The organism is Rhizorhabdus sp. GW822-FHT03C02, assembly GCF_058801765.1.
This window is the reverse complement of record NZ_JBXANN010000003.1, coordinates 223,278-240,832: the sequence shown is the minus strand read 5'-3', so window position 1 is coordinate 240,832 and position 17,555 is coordinate 223,278. Positions and strand designations below refer to the sequence as shown.

At 67.5% G+C, this 17,555-nt stretch carries 16 protein-coding genes; 7 read left to right on the top strand and 9 right to left on the bottom strand.

From position 1 onward, the window contains the following. The 3 genes from AC1RM6_RS10985 to AC1RM6_RS10975 all read left to right on the top strand — a co-directional run bounded on the left by AC1RM6_RS10985 (nt 1) and on the right by AC1RM6_RS10975 (nt 1,547). Nucleotides 1–555 carry a carboxymuconolactone decarboxylase family protein gene (locus AC1RM6_RS10985; protein WP_493101036.1) on the top strand — a complete coding sequence of 185 codons (555 nt, stop codon included), beginning with the start codon at nt 1–3 and terminating at the stop codon, nt 553–555. 173 nt (nt 556–728) lie between these two features. Next, entirely contained in the window at nt 729–1,046 is a 318-nt protein-coding gene (locus tag AC1RM6_RS10980; RefSeq protein ID WP_493101034.1) for a hypothetical protein, read from the top strand. Nucleotides 1,047–1,136: 90 nt separating this feature from the next. Continuing rightward, complete coding sequence (locus AC1RM6_RS10975; protein WP_493101032.1) at nt 1,137–1,547, top strand: hypothetical protein; 411 nt, start codon at nt 1,137–1,139, stop codon at nt 1,545–1,547. Between the two features lie 112 nt (nt 1,548–1,659). Here the strand turns inward: AC1RM6_RS10975 and AC1RM6_RS10970 are convergent, their stop codons facing one another. Next, on the bottom strand, nt 1,660–4,716 hold the full coding sequence (locus tag AC1RM6_RS10970; protein WP_493101030.1) for a TonB-dependent receptor: 3,057 nt from the start codon (nt 4,714–4,716) through the stop codon (nt 1,660–1,662). 302 nt (nt 4,717–5,018) lie between these two features. Then, nucleotides 5,019–5,477, bottom strand: coding sequence for a Ros/MucR family transcriptional regulator (locus tag AC1RM6_RS10965; RefSeq protein ID WP_493101028.1), 459 nt, complete (start codon nt 5,475–5,477; stop codon nt 5,019–5,021). 143 nt (nt 5,478–5,620) lie between these two features. On the opposite strand from AC1RM6_RS10965, the gene AC1RM6_RS10960 reads away from it, so the two are divergent. Beyond that, complete coding sequence (locus AC1RM6_RS10960) at nt 5,621–6,103, top strand: hypothetical protein (protein WP_493101026.1); 483 nt, start codon at nt 5,621–5,623, stop codon at nt 6,101–6,103. Between the two features lie 96 nt (nt 6,104–6,199). On the opposite strand, the gene AC1RM6_RS10955 is transcribed toward AC1RM6_RS10960, so the two are convergent. Further along, the gene (locus AC1RM6_RS10955; protein WP_493101024.1) at nt 6,200–7,090 is read right to left on the bottom strand and encodes a LysR family transcriptional regulator; all 891 of its coding nucleotides are present in this window, start codon (nt 7,088–7,090) and stop codon (nt 6,200–6,202) included. A gap of 76 nt (nt 7,091–7,166) precedes the next feature. Between AC1RM6_RS10955 and AC1RM6_RS10950 the strand changes: the two genes are divergently transcribed. Further along, nucleotides 7,167–8,240, top strand: coding sequence for a 3-ketosteroid-9-alpha-monooxygenase, oxygenase component (locus AC1RM6_RS10950; protein ID WP_493101022.1), 1,074 nt, complete (start codon nt 7,167–7,169; stop codon nt 8,238–8,240). Nucleotides 8,241–8,398: 158 nt separating this feature from the next. Here the strand turns inward: AC1RM6_RS10950 and AC1RM6_RS10945 are convergent, their stop codons facing one another. From AC1RM6_RS10945 to AC1RM6_RS10920, 6 genes are all read right to left on the bottom strand, one after another. Continuing rightward, nucleotides 8,399–9,931, bottom strand: a complete 1,533-nt coding sequence (locus AC1RM6_RS10945; protein ID WP_493101020.1) for a FadD3 family acyl-CoA ligase — start codon at nt 9,929–9,931, stop codon at nt 8,399–8,401. 82 nt (nt 9,932–10,013) lie between these two features. Then, the gene (locus tag AC1RM6_RS10940; RefSeq protein WP_493101018.1) at nt 10,014–11,135 is read right to left on the bottom strand and encodes a Gfo/Idh/MocA family protein; all 1,122 of its coding nucleotides are present in this window, start codon (nt 11,133–11,135) and stop codon (nt 10,014–10,016) included. Next, nucleotides 11,132–11,980, bottom strand: coding sequence for a sugar phosphate isomerase/epimerase family protein (locus AC1RM6_RS10935; RefSeq protein ID WP_493101017.1), 849 nt, complete (start codon nt 11,978–11,980; stop codon nt 11,132–11,134). Before AC1RM6_RS10935 ends, AC1RM6_RS10940 begins: the two co-directional genes overlap by 4 nt. Continuing rightward, nucleotides 11,980–12,738: an SDR family NAD(P)-dependent oxidoreductase gene (locus AC1RM6_RS10930; RefSeq protein ID WP_493101015.1), complete on the bottom strand. Its 759-nt coding sequence runs from the start codon at nt 12,736–12,738 to the stop codon at nt 11,980–11,982. Before AC1RM6_RS10930 ends, AC1RM6_RS10935 begins: the two co-directional genes overlap by 1 nt. A gap of 276 nt (nt 12,739–13,014) precedes the next feature. Continuing rightward, the gene (locus AC1RM6_RS10925; protein ID WP_493101013.1) at nt 13,015–14,250 is read right to left on the bottom strand and encodes a hypothetical protein; all 1,236 of its coding nucleotides are present in this window, start codon (nt 14,248–14,250) and stop codon (nt 13,015–13,017) included. Next, entirely contained in the window at nt 14,247–15,509 is a 1,263-nt protein-coding gene (locus tag AC1RM6_RS10920; RefSeq protein WP_493101011.1) for a sulfotransferase family protein, read from the bottom strand. Before AC1RM6_RS10920 ends, AC1RM6_RS10925 begins: the two co-directional genes overlap by 4 nt. Nucleotides 15,510–15,768: 259 nt before the next feature. On the opposite strand from AC1RM6_RS10920, the gene AC1RM6_RS10915 reads away from it, so the two are divergent. Together AC1RM6_RS10915 and AC1RM6_RS10910 are read left to right on the top strand one after the other, a co-directional pair. Then, on the top strand, nt 15,769–16,656 hold the full coding sequence (locus AC1RM6_RS10915) for a VOC family protein (protein ID WP_493101009.1): 888 nt from the start codon (nt 15,769–15,771) through the stop codon (nt 16,654–16,656). An 8-nt stretch (nt 16,657–16,664) separates the two neighbouring features. Further along, nucleotides 16,665–17,552, top strand: coding sequence for a CoA transferase subunit A (locus AC1RM6_RS10910; protein ID WP_493101007.1), 888 nt, complete (start codon nt 16,665–16,667; stop codon nt 17,550–17,552). Nucleotides 17,553–17,555 lie beyond the last annotated feature (3 nt).

Below are 17,555 nucleotides of genomic sequence, written 5' to 3'. Positions count from 1 at the left end.
ATGCGCATCGATGTTCCGACGACACGCGGCCACGATCCTTATGGCTATGCCACCGAACAGCTCGCCCCCGAGATCATGAGCGCGGGCGCCGCCTTCTCGAAGGCGGTCTACCAGCATTCGCGGCTGTCGCTGCGCGAGTTCGAGGGCGCCCGCGCGCGCACCGCCGAGATCAACGGCTGCGTGATCTGCCAGCGCTTCCGCGCCGCGCGCGATCTGGGTGGGATGTTCTCGGGCAGCGGCACCCGCGGCACCGTCGCCGACAACGGCCCGGCGCCCGACGAGGCCTTCTACGCCGCGGTGAACGAATGGCGGACCGCGACCCTGTTCAGCCCGCGCGAGGCGCTGGCGATCGAATTCGCCGAGCGCTTCGGGATCGAGCCCAAGGCGCTGGCGGGCGACGAGGCTTTCTGGACACGGATGCGCGGCGCTTATGCGGACGCCGAGATCGCCGACCTCGCCAATTGCGTCGCGGCGTGGGTCGGGCTCGGGCGGGTCGCGCATGTGCTTGGGTTCGACGAGGTGTGCCTGCCGTTTACGGCGGAGGCGGCGGAGTAGCGCGGTCCTGGAGCATGTCCTGATGAGATTGATCAGGACATGCTCTAAATTGCCTTTGTTTTCCGCATTTTCCGAGCCGTCAGGTGATTCCACCCGACTTGAAAATGCTCTAATTCTTAGCGGAGCCGCTTCGACTGGTTGCGGACATCGGGCGTGGCGGCCAGATTGCCGCCATGCGAATATCCCATCGGATCGTCATGGGCGGCTCGGCGCTGCTTTTGCTCTCGGCGTTGGCGATCGCCGCGATACGCATGCGGGACGCACGGCTTTTTGTTCGTCCCGAGGACAGGATGTTGGTGGAGATGGCGCGGAAAGATGCCCGGGCCATCTTCCCCCAGGAAAGCCCTACCTTCCCCATCGTGATGCGGCTGAGCGATCGAAACTGCGTCGAACTTCGCTCAAACCGCGCGGATGGCGGCGCTTCCTATCTCGCCTGCTACGATCCGCACACCGATCGGAAGATCGAAGAGAGAGCCAGCACCGGCTTCTAATTCAGGTACATGGTGTAATTGAGCTTGGCGAGGTGTGCCGCCCTTTACAGCGGAGGCGGCGGAATATGGTTGTCGCCTTAATCTCCTTGAATGTTTCAGATTGCAGGCGTTTCCGGTGCCCGCCATGCTTGCGGGATGCGCCCACCAGATCAGCTCGATCCCGATATCGCAGGCCGTTTGGCCAGGGCGCGCTTCTCCGCTGCGTTCATGTCCGACACCAAATGGCGCAAGGCATTTCGCGCAATCTCAGGGGCAAATCCCGGCATTGGCGAAATGTGGGTCAAATTCATCGACGTCGACGAACCGAAACGGATGTTCTTCCCACCGAGCTTGATGTGCCCCTTGGCATATATGGACACGATCGAATTTGGCCCCACCGAACTGCGATCGATCGAGTGGCTGGAAGTCGAAGTCGACATCGAGCCTTTGCTCGAACCGTTGGGCAAGTTTCCCGTCGAGAAGACCAATCGGGGTTCGCGCCTCATCGGCTATGGGAATTGACGCTGTGTGGCGGGCGGCCATCAAACTCGGGGGCATCGCTGGCAATCCCACATCATGCCAGGCGCCGTTTAATTAGGTATAGTGGCCCCGCATTTAGCACGTCCTACACCCATCAGAAATGCGCGCTGATCGTAGCTTCGAACCGCCGGCCTCTTGGGTCTGCATAATAGCTGTATCCGGAACTGTTTTCGGTCACGATCGGCGGCGCGCAGTCGAACAGATTGGCGATGCCGAAGCGGAGATCGAGCGCGCGCAACGCGGTGATGGCAGGCAAGCGCACCCGATAGGCGGCGGTGATGTCGACATAGAATTGGGCGGGAATGCGGACCCCGGCCAGATCGAGATCCGCACGGCCGGCAGATCGCTCGGCATCGACCGCCCGATAGCGATGATAATATTGGCCGTTCGCGCCGAGCGTCAGTCTGCCGTGCGACCAATCGGCGCCGATATTGCCGCGCCATGCGAGTGGTCCATCGCCAAAGCCGACATAGTCGACAGCGGCGATTTCGGGCGACGTGCTTCGCCGGAGGCGCGGCTGCCATGTCATTCCGCCATAAAGGCGCAGCAGGTCGCTGCCCATGGCGAAGCTCGAGTCGACCTTGACGTCGACCGCGTCCAGCGTGGTACGGCCGATATTGAGCGGCGTCGTATCGACGCGGGTTATGATGCCGGCCGTGAAACCGGCGGCCATGTCCGCAGCCGTCAGTGGCGCTCGGGTGATGCGACCGGGAAGGTCGCTTTCATGCGCGATGAAATAGGCGACGTCCAACTGATGGACGGTGCTGATCTCGTTGCGTTTGGCGATATGGGTATAGTCGACCGACAGGCGCGGACGGCTGCCGCCCTCCGGGTTCAGCACGAGGCCGACGGACAAGGACCGCGCCGTCTCGGGGCGCAGGCTCGGAGATCCGAGGTAGAGCAGCTCCAGCCGGCCTTCGCTGCCGACGATCCGGCCACCGCGCCTGGGATCGGCGACTCCGCCGGGCCCGAACTGCGTGCTTTGCGACACCAGCAGGTCGGGCACCGGAGGAAGCGCGCCGGTGGCGATGCTTGCGCGCGCCATCACATGCGCCGCGGGGAAGAAGCGCAGACCGGCCGTATAGGCCAGCGCGGTGTGGCGCGCCTTGGACCAGCTGCCGCTGAAGCCGGTGCTCGTGCGGTCGGGCACGCGCGACCCGATGTCGTCGAAGCGCAGGGCAAGCTGCAGCTCGAGGCCGCGTAGCGGCAACGCCCCGCTGTCGCGCGTCAGGAGCGGCGCGCGCACCTCGCCATATAGAGAGGACACCGATTGCTGCCATGGGGGGAAGGTCGAGAGACGGTCCTTGCCGACCATGGAGGTGAGATGATCGCTCGCCGGTACATTCTCGCGGCGATGTTCCGCCAGAAGCGACAGCGAGACCGGTCCCGCATCGGTGGCCAGAAGCGGCCCCGCGAGACGCACATTGGCATCGTCGAACCGATTGCGCAGGACGAAACGGAGGAAGTTCGGCGCCTTGTACGCCTGCAAGGCCGCGACGTAGCTTTCCCACGCGCCGAACGGGTTGGGCACCGGTTCGGCGCCAGCGCCCGCGACCCCGCCCCGGATCGCCGCTTCGAAATCATAGTTGAGCATGGAGCCGCGCCGCGTGACGGCATTGCGGACGCGTCCCAGGCTGTAGCTCGCCTCCGCCCGCCACCGGCGCGGCAGTTCCCAGATGAGGCCCGCAGACAAGCGGAAGGTGCGGAGCCGGTTTATCGCCACGGACTCGAAGCCGGGATATGGGATCGAGACCATCAGCGGCTGGCGAAACGGATTGGTCGGCGCGTCGGGCGCGATCAGCTGAACCGACGGTAGATTGACGAAGTCGTCGGCGCGGCTGTCGTTCTGATAGGCGATGAGATCGACAAAAGCTTCGACATCGTCGGAGATGCGGTGGCGAACGTTCGCCAACAGCGATGTGACCTCGGTGTGGCTGACGAGCGACCGGCCGGTCCCATTATTGTCGGGCGAAAGCTCGAGGGGCAATTTGCCGGCGTTTGCAGCGAGCGATGCCCCCGCGTCACTGGCGACGCCGGCATAGCCGATCGGCAGAAAGGTGAACGCCGATCCGAGACTGGCGCCACCGAACGCCGGCTTCAGCGACAGGTTGCCGGGGTAAAAGCTTTGAATGACGATGCCGTTCAGCGGAATGTTCTGGATCGACCCGACCGGGTCGCGCCCGGCCTCGATCGCCCGTACCGCAGGCAGATAGTTGCGCGCTCCGATCGCGAGCCCATGGGCGTCGGATCGCGAAAAGATGATCATCGCATCGGTGCGCCCCTGATCCGGGGTGAAGCCGATCCGGCCCTCGATACGCCGGAGCGGCGCATCACCTCGCGCCGTCAGTCCGTAATTTACGCTGAGATCGGCGCCGCGATAGTCGCGCTTGAGAACGACGTTGACGACGCCGCCGGTCGCGCTGGGCCCGTAGATTCCGCCGGCGGTCGCGGTCAGGCTCTCGACCCGGTCGATCGCCATGAGCGGCAAGCCGTTGAGATCGGGCTGATGGAAGAGCGTCCGCCCCTGCACGGGAATGGCCGGCATCCTGGCGCCATCGACCAATATGAGGGTCTGCCCCGCGCCGAGGCCGTGCAGATCCACCTCCGAACGATTGCTGGCGACGTCGGCGTTCGGAACCTGGGAGGGCGGCAGCGACGTGGCATTGCTCGGCAGCCGGGTGCGGAGGAACTGGTCGACCGTGTCGGCCGGTGACGATGCGATATCTCGCGCCGTCACGACCTGGTAAGGCTGGATGTCCATTTCGCCGCGGCGGATGTCGACATTCTGCGTCCGTTGGCCGACAACGAGGATCTCGGGGATCGCCGGCCCGGCTTCCGCTTCCGGAACCGCGAAAATGACGATCGTGCCGGCGCCGGTGCGCCGAAAATCGAGTCCGGTCCCCGCGAGCAGCTGTGCGATCGCGCTGTCGAGGCGCATCCTCCCGACGACATGAGGGCTCCGACGGTTGCCGACCACGTCCGGTGAAAAGAGGATGCCGGTGCCGCTGATCAGCGACAGTTCGCGCAAGGCATCGGCCAAGCCGCCGGCCTTGAGCGAAACCGACAGCGTATCGGCCGCGCGAGCGGGCTCGGGAACAGCAACGGTGACGAGCGCCGCACTCAGCGGCAGCAGAAAGGCCCAACGCTCCACATCAGAATGCCCCGCCTCTCAAGAGCCCCCAATAGCTCTCTCCCGGCAGACTATCGAGCGCGCCGATCGGAGGCAATGAATCGAGCGGCGGGTTAGCGAGCCTTGCAGACTCCTTCAGCCGCCTGTGCATTTCTTCAACGGAGGCGGAGAAATAGCCAGGCGCGACTTGCTGTTAATCGCTATCGATGGCCCGTGTCGCAGCGTGCCAAACGCTGCTCAATTACGCCATGTCCCTGCATTTAACGCCGGACACAAAAAAGCCGGGCGTGAACCCGGCTTCTTCGTTCGACAGCGCCTGGCGATCACTCGGCGGCGATGGCGGCCTTGGCGCGCGGCTTGGGAGCGGCCTTGGCCGGGGCGACCTTGGTGCCGGGCTTGCGGCCGAGGCCGATCTTGAGCGCGAGTTCCTTGCGGGTCGCGGCATAGGCCGGGGCGACCATCGGATAGTCGGCGGGCAGCTTCCACTTGGCGCGATACTGGTCGGGGGTCATCTGATAATGGGTCATCAGGTGACGCTTGAGCATCTTGAGCTTCTTACCGTCCTCGAGGCAGACGATATAGTCGTTCTTGATCGACGAGCGGATCGACACCGCGGGTTCCTGGATCGCGACCGGCTCGACGGCCGGGGTGCCGAGGCCGGCGAGCGCGGCATGGACATTGGCGATCAGCGTGGGAACATCGCTCAGCGCAACGCTGTTGTTGCTGACATGGGCGGCAACGATGTCAGCGGTGATGGCAACCAGTTCATTATCTTCAATCATTCAATCAGACCCTTGTTAAAATTTGCGACCCCCCACTAGGTCGCTGTAAACGCGATGTCTCGTGAATTCCAGATGAATAATATTTCATGTTCAGCATGTGAGACGCGCACAACTGCCAATCGAACCGCAATTGTAAATAGTCGGTGAACCAGATCACCCGATCGCAGGCTGTAACGATACAACGGTTCACATGCCGCGCGGTTCGTCTTGCCCGCAACGAATTTTCTTTTTTATGGCGTCGGGCGATCGCGCTACCGATCGTCATTAACCCTATTATCCCGACGCGATCGGTAGACTTTCCGGAATTGTACGGCGCATTCCGATTGCTGCCATTCGACGCGGATGCCAATGTGCTCCTCATGCCCGATCGACAGATCGCAACGGGACAAGCTTCCATGGTCGAGGTGCCGATCCGGTTCGAGAATGAGGAAATCATCATCGACACGAACGACACCGATGCGCTTTTGCGTGATGCAAAGCGCTATCGCCGCACCGCCAAACAGATGATGAAACGGATCCGAAGCGACGGCAAACATGCCGGCATCGGCGGCACCATCGAAGAGTCCTTCGTCCGCTTGGCCGAAGCATGCGAGCGTCGCGCCGAGGAGATCCGGTCGCGAAAATGAAGATGCTCCGGATTTAGATCGACGCGCCTGCCGGGAGGCTGTCCGACATCGAGGCGTCGCCGGACAACCAGCCCCGGCCGTTCGCCCAGGCCAGGCCTAAGCCGCCCCTCCCCGCATGACCGCTTCGACGATCGCCGGCGCGGCGTCGCGCAGCGCGGCGACCGCGGGTTCGACCTCGAAGTCGCTGCGGTGGATCACCCAGAGCGCGGCGTCGGCCGCTGCCGGGGCCGCGTCGGGCAGCGGCTGCAGCAGCGGGTCGCCATCGCCGAGCGCGTCCCACAGCCAGGCGCGGCCGAGGCCGGCGCGGACGGCCGCGTGCATCGCCGCGACGCCGTCGACCTCGAGCCCGCGCCGGTCGGGCGGCAGGGCGTTGAGCCGCGCCCAGGGCTGGGGGTTGGCGAGCATCATCGCATGGCCCCAGCCGATCGGGCGGTCCGAGGCGGCACCGGCGCGGGCATAGAGGCGATGGCCGAAGCCGCACAGCCGGGTGCCGGCGAGGTCGCGCGGCTTGCTGCGCGCGATCGCGAAACCGATATCGGCGTGGCGCTGCTGGACCGCGGCGATCGCGTCGCGCGCCCCGACCAGCTCGATCGCAACCGCCGGGTGACGGGCGAGGAAATCGGTCATCGCCGGCAACAGCACCGCGCCGATCCCGGCGGTGCCCGCGACCCGCACCGGCCCGGCGACCGCCGCACCGGCATCGGCGAGATCGCCGGCGAGGCGCGCCATCGCCCGCTCCATCGCCGCGGCGGCGCGGATCACCGCGCGGCCGGCCTCGGTCGGGCGATAGCCGTCGGCGGTCTGTTCCCACAAGGCGCGACCGGTGGCGCGTTCGAGCCGGGCGAAGCGGCGACCGACGGTGGTGCGGTCCATGTCGAGCTTGCGCGCGGCGTTGCTGTAGTCGCCGGCGCGCACCGCCGACTGGAACACCCGGACATCGTCCCACTCGATCGCCATGCCGTGCAATATTGCACAGGAGGAGTGCACGCTCCAGCATCTTCGAACATGCTATGACGGCTGCAGCAATCGGCGGCGCATGACCGCCCGGACCGGAGAGCAGCAGATGGCGCAGACCGCCGATTATCGACTGGGCGAGCATGTTTTCGCACGCGGATGGCATATGATCGCCGACGCCGCCAAGCTCGGCACGACGCCGATGCCGCTGCGCTTCTTCGCGCAGGACATGGTGCTCTATCGCGGCGAGTCGGGGACGCCGCATCTCGTCGACGCCTATTGCCCGCATATGGGCGCGCATCTCGGCCGCAACGAGACCTCGTACATCGTCCGCGACAATGAGCGGATCGAGGGCGAGTCGATCCGCTGCCCCTTCCATGGCTGGCGGTTCGGGCCCGACGGCCGCTGCAACCAGATCCCCTATAGCGACCAGAAGCCGCCCAAGGCGGCGTTCATCAAGACCTGGCCGGTGGTCGAGCGCGCCGGGATCATCTGGATGTGGCACGATGTCGAGGGCAACGAACCCGACCATCCGCTGCCGGCCTTCGAGGCGTGGGACAATGTGAACTGGGTGCGATGGGCGATCGACGATCTTGGCGAACTGCCGCAGCATCCGATCGAGGTCGTCGACAATATGACCGACTTCGCCCATTTCGTGCCGATCCACGGATCGCGCGACATCGAATATTTCTACAACGAGTTCGACGACCATGTGCAGTGGCAGATGTTCGGCGCGGGCCACCGCACCCTCGTCCAGGAGGGCGAAGGGCTGCTCGAGCTCGACACCTGGTATACCGGGCCGGCGATCCTGCAATCGTCGATGCGCGGCAGCTTCCCGACCCATATGCTGATCGCCCACACCCCGGTCGAGGACGGCAAGATCCATGTCTGGCACGCGCTGATGGTCGACATGGGCCGCCAAGCGACCGACGCCGACATACCGATGGCGCGCGCCTATCAGCAGGCCTCGGTCGAGGCGTTCGCGCAGGATTTCGAGATCTGGGCGCACAAGAAGCCGTGCTTCGCGCCGCTGATGGTGCGCGGCGACGGGCCGACCGACAAATGCCGGATCTGGTACCGCCAATTCTACAACCCGATCGCGCAGGCGGGGGATTTCCAGAAGCGGGTGAACGGGCGGCATACGGTGGTCGACAAGCGCGGGGCGGTGAAGGTGGTGGCGTAATCTTTCTAGCCCCTCCCTGAAAGGGAGGGGTTGGGGTGGGTCGCGGAACCAGGGGCTCGATGCCCCTGGTGTAACTCTCGCCGAACCTTCGGGAAGCTCGCTGCGCTCGCCACCCACCCCCAACCCCTCCCTTGAAAGGGAGGGGCTTTTTGTTTCGCCTACCTCAACAGAAACCGCTGGACCTTGCCCGCGGCGTTGGTCGGCAGGGCGTCGACCCACTCCACGGTGCGCGGGGCCTTGTAGTTGGCCATCGCGTCGCGGCACCAGCGCAGCAGCGCGGCAGTGTCGCGCGAAGCCTGCGCGGTCGGAACGATCACGGCGTGGCCGACCTCGCCCATCCGCGGATCGGGACGGCCGACGACCGCGACCCGGGCGACGTCGGGATGATCGAGCAGCCGCGCCTCGATCTCGGCGGGGTAGCAGTTGAAGCCGCCGCAGATGAACATGTCCTTGGCGCGGTCGGTGATGCGCAGATAGCCGCGGGCGTCGCTTGTGGCGATGTCGCCGGTGCGCAGCCAGCCGTCGCGGTCGATCGCCTCGGCGGTCGCCGCCGGATCGTCGAGATAGGCCTTCATCACGTTGAAGCCGCGCACCAGCAGTTCGCCGGGCATCCCCGGCGCGACGTCGGCGCCGGCCGCATCGACCAGCCGCACCTCGACCCCGGGGATCGGGGTGCCGCAGCTCGCAGCGACCAGTTCGACCGGATCGCCGGCATGGGTGGCGCTGACCACCCCGCAGCTTTCGGTGAGGCCGTAGGCGGTGAGCACGTCGGGGATGCCGAGCTCGTCGTGCATCCGCCGCAGCAGCGACGCGGGCACGCTCGCCGCGCCGGTCACCGCCAGCCGCAGCGTCGACAGGTCGTGCGCGTCGCGGCCGGGCGCGTCGAGCAGCGACTGGAAGATCGTCGGCGGCCCCGGCAGCACGGTGATGCGATCGGCCGCGATCCGGGCGAGCACCGTGGCGGCGTCGAAGCTCGCCACCGGCAGCGCGGTCGCGCCGCGCAGCAGGCAGGCGAGCCAGCCCGCCTTGTAGCCGAAGCTGTGGAAGAAGGGGTTCACGATCAGATAGCGGTCGCCCTCGACCAGCCCGACCGCGTCGCTCCACGCGTCGAAGCTGCGCAGATTCTGGCTGTGCAGGCTCATCGCCCCCTTGGGCGAACCGGTGGTGCCCGAGGTGAACAAGATGTCGGCGACATCGTCGGGCGCGACCGTGGCGATCGCGGCGTCGAGCGCGGCGTCATCGCCCTGGCCGGCGTCGCCGATCCAGTCGGCGAGCGCGTCGAGATAGACGATCTCGCCCAGCGCCGGCAGATCATGACCATCGAGCATCGCCGCATAGTCGATGCCGAGGAAACCGCGAATCGTGAACAGCCGGCTCACCGCGGCGCGGCGCAGGATATCGGCGGTCTCCTGCCCCTTGAAGCGGGTGTTGAGCGGCACCAGCACCAGCCCGATCTGCATCGCGCCGGCGGCGACGATCGCCCAGGCGCCACTGTTGGGCGCCCAGATCGCGAAGCGATCGCCCTTGCGGGCGCCGGTCGCGAGCAGCCTGCGCGACACCGCGCGCACTGCATCGCGCAGGGCGGCGAAATCGAGGCGACGGCCATCCTCCTCCTGCAGCGCGACGCGGTCGGGCCAGCGGGCCGCGGCCGCGTCGATCAGGGCGCCAAGGGTTGCGGGCTCGGGAAGCACATTACCTCACTTACAGGATGATATTTTTACGCATATCGTCAATCTGTGAGATTAACAACGCATCATGCGTATTTCAAAATGGTCAAACCGGCTCGACATCAACCCAGCGCCGCTCGGCCGCGGACAGGCGCGCGGCGTCGAGCACCGCCTGGCCGCGCGCGGCATCGCCAAAGTCGCCGGCGACTTCGCGCGCGACGATCGCCTCGCCGGCGATGCGCCGGCGCATCTCGCCGAACAGCCGGGCATAAGGGGCGACGTCGATGCCCATCGTGTGCCAGCGATCCTGCTCGGTCTGGATCAGCTCGGCGACCGGGAACGGGGTCGGCGGCGGGTATATGAGATCGGCGGGCATCGCGATCGGACGCGGACCGCCGCCATCATCGACCCACACCTGCTCGGGCTCGCCGAAGACGGCGCCACTCTGGATCCAGGCGCCGCCGGCGCTGCCGACGATCTTGGTGGTCATCACCAGCGGACCGGGTGCGGCAAGCGCGGCGACGATCAGCGCGGTGGCACCGTTTTCGCACAGCATCTGGACGCTGTAGCTGTCGTCGGCGGTCATGTGCGGCCGGCCGGGGGCGAGGGTCTGCAACACCGCCGAGATCCGGGCGACCGGACCGATCGTCGACAATATCTGGTCGATCATATGGGTACCGAAGGCGCCGAGGAAGCCGCCGCCCTGCGCGGCATCCTCCCACCAGTCGCTCAGCGCCTCGGCGGGGTCCTGGAGGCCGGGCTGGTGGTGGATGCGCAGGAACTGGCGCGGGGCGCCGATCAGCCCGTCCTGGACGATGCGGCGCAGCAGCGCCTGCGCCGATTCGAAGCGGAACTCGGCGCCGAGCATATGGACGATGCCGGCGCGTTCGGCGGCGGCGCGCATCGCGCGCGCCTGGGGCAGGTCGCGCGCGAACGGTTTCTCGCAGACGATATGGCGGCCAGCGGCGATCGCCTCCATCACCACCGGGTAATGGGCGTGCGGCGGGGTCGCGACGGTCACCAGCACGGTCGCCGGATCGGCGAGCGCCTCGGCGAGGCTGTCGGTGGCGAGCGGGATGCCGAGCGGCGCGGCGCGCGCCGCGGTGCGCGCGCGATCGCGGCCGACGATCGCGCGCACCTCGAACCCCGCCTCGCGCAGCGCGCGGACATGGGTGAACAAGCCGAAGCCGGTGCCGACGACGACCGCGCCGGGTTTGGGGTCGATCATCGCGCATTCTCCAGCAGAAGGTCGTGGACGCTGGTGGCGCAGCGCCGGGCGATCTCGTCGATCGGCAGCGCCGCCAGCGCATCGGAAAACACCTCGATCGCGATCGGCGCATCGGTACCGGTGCCGGCGAGCGCGGCCAACAAGCCCTGCAGATCGAGCGCGCCCTCGCCCGGCAACAGCCGGTCGTGGACCATCGCATGGTCGAGATCGGCCTCGGCGATGGCGGGCGCGTCGCAGAGCTGGATGCTGGCGATCGCATGACCCGGCAGCGCGGCGAGTTGGTCGAGGCGCGAACCGCTGCGGAAGAAATGCCAGGCGTCGACCAGCAGCCCGCCATTGGCGGCGCCGGCGCGATCGACGATCGCCGAGGCCTGGTCGAGATTGGCGATGCCGCCGGTCGGAATATATTCGAGCGCGACGGTGAGGCCGTGGTCGGCGGCGCGCGCGCAGACACTGGCGAACGCCTCGGCCCCGCGGTCGACATCGACATCGATCCCGAACATCTCGCCGATGGTGATGCCGCGCGCGCCGACCGCGGCGGCGATGGCGATCACCCGCTCGGGGGTCATGCGATCGAGCAGCGCGATCAGCCAGGCCGGCATGCCGGGCTTGTGGCGCGCGCCGGGCAGCCAGTTGCCGACGATCTCGACCTCGGTGATCGCCAATCCGGCGTCGGCGACGCGCAGGCGCAGTTCGGCGGCATCGATGCCGGTCGCGGTCACCGCCTCATAGTCGCTCGCGAAGATCGACACCGCGTCGAAGCCGGCGGCGCGCGCGGGCAGCAGCCGGTCGAGGAACGGCGTCGCCTGCACCGTGCCGGCGGCGAGCACCAGGGTGCGCGCCATCAGCCCGCCACCGTGAAACCGCCGTCGACCGGCAGCACCTGGCCGGTGATCCAGCTCGCCGCCGAACTGGTCAGGAACAGCACCGGCCCGGCGATGTCGACCGGCTCGCCGAGCCGGCCGAGCGGGGTGCGGTCGAGGGTCGGCCGGGTCCAGTCGGGCTGGTCGAAGGTGCCCGCGGTCATCGCGCTGCGGGTGAGCCCGGCGGCGACCGCGTTGACGCGGATGCGCTGCGCCGCCCAGGCGACCGCGAGCACCCGGGTCAGCCCGACCAGCCCGGTCTTGGCGGCGCCATAGCCGGGGATCAGTTCGATCCCGAAATAGGAGGTCATCGAGGCGATGCCGACCACCGACGCGCCGCCCGGCCGGGTGCTGCGCGCGAGCGCGGCGCGGCAGCCATGCGCCATCCGGTAGGCGGCCGACAAATGCATCGCCAGCGAGCGGTCGAAGATCGCCGGATCATATTCGTCGAGCCCGGTCGAGGCGAGCGCGAGCCCGGCATTGTTGATGAGGATATCGAGATCGTCCTGCGCGGCGGCGACCGCATCGACCTGATCGGCGCGTTCGACGTCGAGCGCGAGATAGCGATAGCCCGACAGGTCGGCGTCATAGTCGGCGGCGTCGGCACGGGTGCCGGTGATCGTCACCCGCGCGCCCGCATCGCGATAGGCGGCGGCGATCGCGGCGCCGAGACCGCTGGTGCCGCCGGTGACGAGCACGCGGGTGCCGGCGAAGTCATAGTCCAGATCGGTCCAGCTCATCTCGGTTCCCTTGTCCTGCTGCATTCGCATTTCGGTTCGGTCTGCGTGCGGGTCAGACCTCGACCACCAGCCTGAGCCGCCCCGATGAGCCCCGACCCAACCCCGTCGCCCCGGCCTTGTGCCGGGGTCCATGGCTGGTGCGTCGGGCGGGAAGCTCTCGAACATCGCCCCGTTCGCGCCACCACGCCCAGCCATCGACGGTGGCCTCCGGGGAGAGAGCCATGGACCCCGGCACAAGGCCGGGGCGACGGTAAGATTTGGCGCAAACCATCCCCCTCAGTCGGTGATTTCGCCGCTGACGATCGGCGCGACATCGGCGAGCGCCGCCAGCCCGCGCGACCGCAGCGCCGCGACCGGCAGCCGGTGGAGCGTCACCGGCGGCGGGTCGCCGGCGGTCTTGATGAAGCGCAGGCTCATCCCGCCATGGCGGTGGCCGTCGGGGTCGATGCGGTTGCCGCCGATGCCGGGATCCTGCGCGGCGACGACGATCAGCACCGATCCGTCGGGTTCGTGGCGGGCGCGGTATTTCTGCACATGGCCGCCGCCTTCCTCATAATTGTCGAGATTTTCCTGCCAGATGTTGCAGAGCTGGAAGATCCAGTAATCGCACGCGACGGGGGTGAAGCGGATCACCAGCGCCTCGTCGGGCGCGCAGTCCCAGGTGCCGAAGCCGTGGTGGCGATCGGGGACGCCGCCGTTCGACAGATAGACCGCGCGGCTGAAGCGGATGCGGTTGGGGCGGCGCGCGAGATTGTCCTGCCACCAGCGGCGCACCAGCTCGGCATAGCCGAGCACGACCTGGCCGGCCTTGGCGATCGCATCGGCCATGTCGGCGGGGCGGATCGGCCGCGGGACGGCGCCGTCGCAGCGCTCGATCCGCATGGAAGGCGCGATCGTCTCCTCGCGCAGATGATAGACGGTGCGGACCAGCAGGCCGACGCAGTCGCCCGAGATCGGTAGCCAGTCGCGCCCGTCCGCGGGCCGCTCGCGGCTGACGATCACCTCGAACCGGCCGTCGGCGTCGAAATGGATCGCATCGCTCTGCAGGAAACCGGTGGTGGTGAGCGTCGCCGGATCGAACGTGGCGAGCCCATCCACCCCGGCTTCGGCCCAGTCGCGCGCGCCGATCTCGGCGGGCTGCGGCGCGCGCCACGACGCCATCACGAAATAGGGGATCGTCCCGCGGTTGCCGGTGATGCGATAATCATGGCTGCCGTCGACGAACTCGGCGAGGAGATGGTCCTGGTCGGGCGACTGGAAGTTGATTGCCTGGCGCCACGGCGCGTCGCGCAGCCGCGGCCGTTCGGGCTCGCAATTCTCGACGAAGCGTTCGAAGCCGTTGCGCATCAGCCGGGTGACGAAGCGATACCATTCGGCCCGGTCGAGCGCGTCGGCCGCGTCGCCGAACAGCTCGACCATATGGCCGGCGCGGCGGACGGTCTCGCAATAATCGTCCCAGGCGCGGCCCGAGAGCAGCCGGCCGGCCTTGGCGGCATCGAGGGCGTCATTCATGTCCGTTCTCCCAGGACGGGCTCGCGGCGGACCGGGAAGCGGTCATAGTAAAATGCGAAACGTTCGCGCAGCGCGCCGATATCGACCCCGAAATCGCCCTGCAGATCATAGACGACCCGGCCGAGCCGGCCGCGCGGGTTGGCGGCGAGGAAGGCGTCGATCCGCGCCGCGACCGCCGGGGTCAGCTCGAGATCGGCAAGCGCGTAAACCCGGGCGATGGTCGCCTTCTGGTCGGCCATATAGTCGTGGAAGAGGATGTCGATCGACTGGCTTGCGGGCACCACCGCGCGGTCGCGCACGCAGGCGCGCAGCAGCCGCTCGATGCGATCGATCCAGTAATCGGCGAGCGCGGCGAGATCGATATGGCTGCGGCGGATGCGGTCTCCATAAGCGATCATCGTGATCGCCGACTGGAGCACCGCGACCGGATCGCGGTGGGTGACCGGCACGATCGCGGTCGGGTGGATCGCCATCAGCGCCGGCAGATTCTCCATGTGCGGCGGCGACTTCACCAGCCAACGCCCCGGCCCGGACTTGGGGGTCAGCGCCTGCATCACCCGCTTCGCATAGGCATAATGCGGGGTCTGGTCATGCGCGGCATAATAGTCGCGCCAGCGCGTGGGGCGGCTCAGCCATTCGGGGAGGTAGGAGGAGAAATCGGGCCCCTGGAACTCGATATCCTCATGGACATGGTCGGGGTCCATCTCGTGCATCGCCGGCATCAGCGGCAACAGCGCCTCGAACCCGCCCCACATTGCGCGGGTGCGCACATAGCGCGGGTCGGGATCGCCGATATCGTCGGGGCCGGGGATCGGCTCCATCGTCTCCCACAAGGGCGTCGAGCGCAGCCGCGGATCGGCGGCGAGGATGTTGACGAGATGGGTGGTGCCCGATCGCGGCAGCCCGGCGACCATGATCGGCCGGTCGATCGCGACCCGCGCGATGGCGGGATCGCGCGTCCAGATGTCGCACATGCGTAGCCGGGTGATGGCATAGCGTACGCATTCGCCGAACAGGGTCGCGCGGCCGAGCGGGCCGAGCCCCTGATCCTCCTCGAAACTGCGCAGCCAGACCGTAAGCCGATCGCGGAAATCATCGGCGCCGAAATCGGCGAGGCCGGTGGCGGCGCGGGCGGCGCCGAGCACCGCCTCGACGGTGAAGGTCACCGGCGGCGCGGCGGCGATCGCCGCGCGCTGCGCCGCGGTCAGACGCGGGTGCGCGAGATCGTCGATCCGGATCGTGGCGTCGCCATCGGCCATATCGCTGCCCTCCCCTCTCCGGCTGCGCGAACCCCACGCGCCGGATGTTTCGTGTCGCGCCGACTCTATCCGGCGAACCCCGGCCAGCGCAAGGGATCAAAGCGGCTATCGCTTCGCGACATGCGGCATATTTGGCATTTCAATAACGATGTGCGTATCAGATTGCAGATTTTTTCACGTATAGCGCTTGAAACGCCGCGAAGCGCCCGATAGACGGATGGGGCAAAGCAAAGAGGTTTTCAGGGGAGGACGACAGGCCATGGCGGTAAGATCGCTCGCCTATATCCGCGTTCAGGCACGCGATCTTTCGGCGTGGACCGCGTTCGCCGAGACGGTGATCGGCGCGACCACGCGCAACGAAGACGGACGGTTGCTGGTACGGATCGACGCGCGGCCATGGCGCTTCCGCATCGAGCAGGGCGACACCGACCATTATCTGTGCGCGGGGCTCGAATGTGCGAGCGAGGCCGATTACCGCGCGGTGCTCGACCGGGTGCGCGGCAGCGGGGTCGTGGTGCGCGAGGGCGACGCCGCGGCCTGTGCCGAGCGCCATGTCCGCGCCTTTGCCGGCTTCGCCGATCCCGCGGGCAACGGCATCGAGCTGTGCTGGGGCAACACCGTCGCGGGGACGCCGTTCGTGTCGCCGGTCGGGGTGCCCGGCTTCGTCACCGGCGAGATGGGCTTCGGCCATGTCGTGCTGCCGACCAGCGCCTATGCCGAGACCCGCGCCTTCTACAAGGATCTGCTCGGCTTCGGCGACAGCGACGAGATGCGCGTCCATTTCCCCGGCGGCCCCGAACAGGGGCTGGGGATGAGCTTCATGCACGCCACCGGCCCGCGCCACCACACGGTCGCGGTCGGCGAATTTCCGGCACCGACCGGGCTGATCCACACGATGGTCGAGGTGCCGACGATCGACGATGTCGGGCTGGCCTATGACCGGGCGCTGGCGGCCGGCGCGCATATCTCGGCGACGATCGGCCGGCACACCAACGACAAGATGCTGAGCTTCTATGTCCGCACCCCGAGCGGATTCGACATCGAATATGGCTGCGACGGCGAACGCTTTCCCGACTGGTCCAGCTTCACCCCGACCTTCACGATCAAGGAGGATCTCTGGGGTCACAAATGGGATTTCGGCCAGTGAATGCACCCGTGATACCGACATTCGACAAGCGGCTGACCGCCGAGGCGATGGTCGCGACGCTGCGCGACGGGATGACGATCGGCATCGGCGGCTGGGGGCCGCGCCGCAAGCCGATGGCGCTGGTCCGCGCGATCCTGCGCAGCGACCTCAAGGACCTGACCGTGGTCGCCTATGGCGGGCCCGAGATCGGCATGCTGCTGGCGGCGGGCAAGATCCGCACCTTGATCTACGGCTTCGTGTCGATGGACGCGATCCCGGCCGATCCCTTCTTCCGCCAGGCGCGGCAGAGCGGATCGTTCGAGGCGCGCGAGCTCGACGAGGGGCTGCTGCAATGGGGCCTGCGCGCCGCGGCGATGCGGGTGCCGTTCCTGCCGACCCGCACGGGCCTTGGCTCCGACGTGCTCGCCGCCAATCCCGATTTCCGCACGGTGACCTCGCCCTATGACGATGGCGAGGTGCTGCTGGCGATGCCCGCGCTCAAGCTCGACGTCGCGCTGCTCCACGCGACCAGGGCCGACCGGCTGGGCAATACGCTGACCCAGGGCCCCGATCCGTTCTTCGACGAGCATTTCGCCCGCGCCGCCGACCGCTGCTTCGTCAGCGCCGACGAGGTGGTCGACCGGCTCGACCTCGATGCCGCGACCGCACGCGACAGCCTCTATGAGCGCTGCTTCGTCACCGGGGTGATCGCGACCCGCTTCGGCGCGCATCCGACCACCAACCCGCCGCACCATGGCTGGGACTACAAGGCGATGAAGGCCTACGCCGCGGCCGCCAACGAGCCCGGCGGCTGGGACGCCTATCGCCGCGACGTCATCGGCGACGACGAGGCCGGCTACATCGATCGCATGGGCGGCGCCGCCACGATCGGCGCGCTGCCGCTGCCGGTGTTTTGAGGA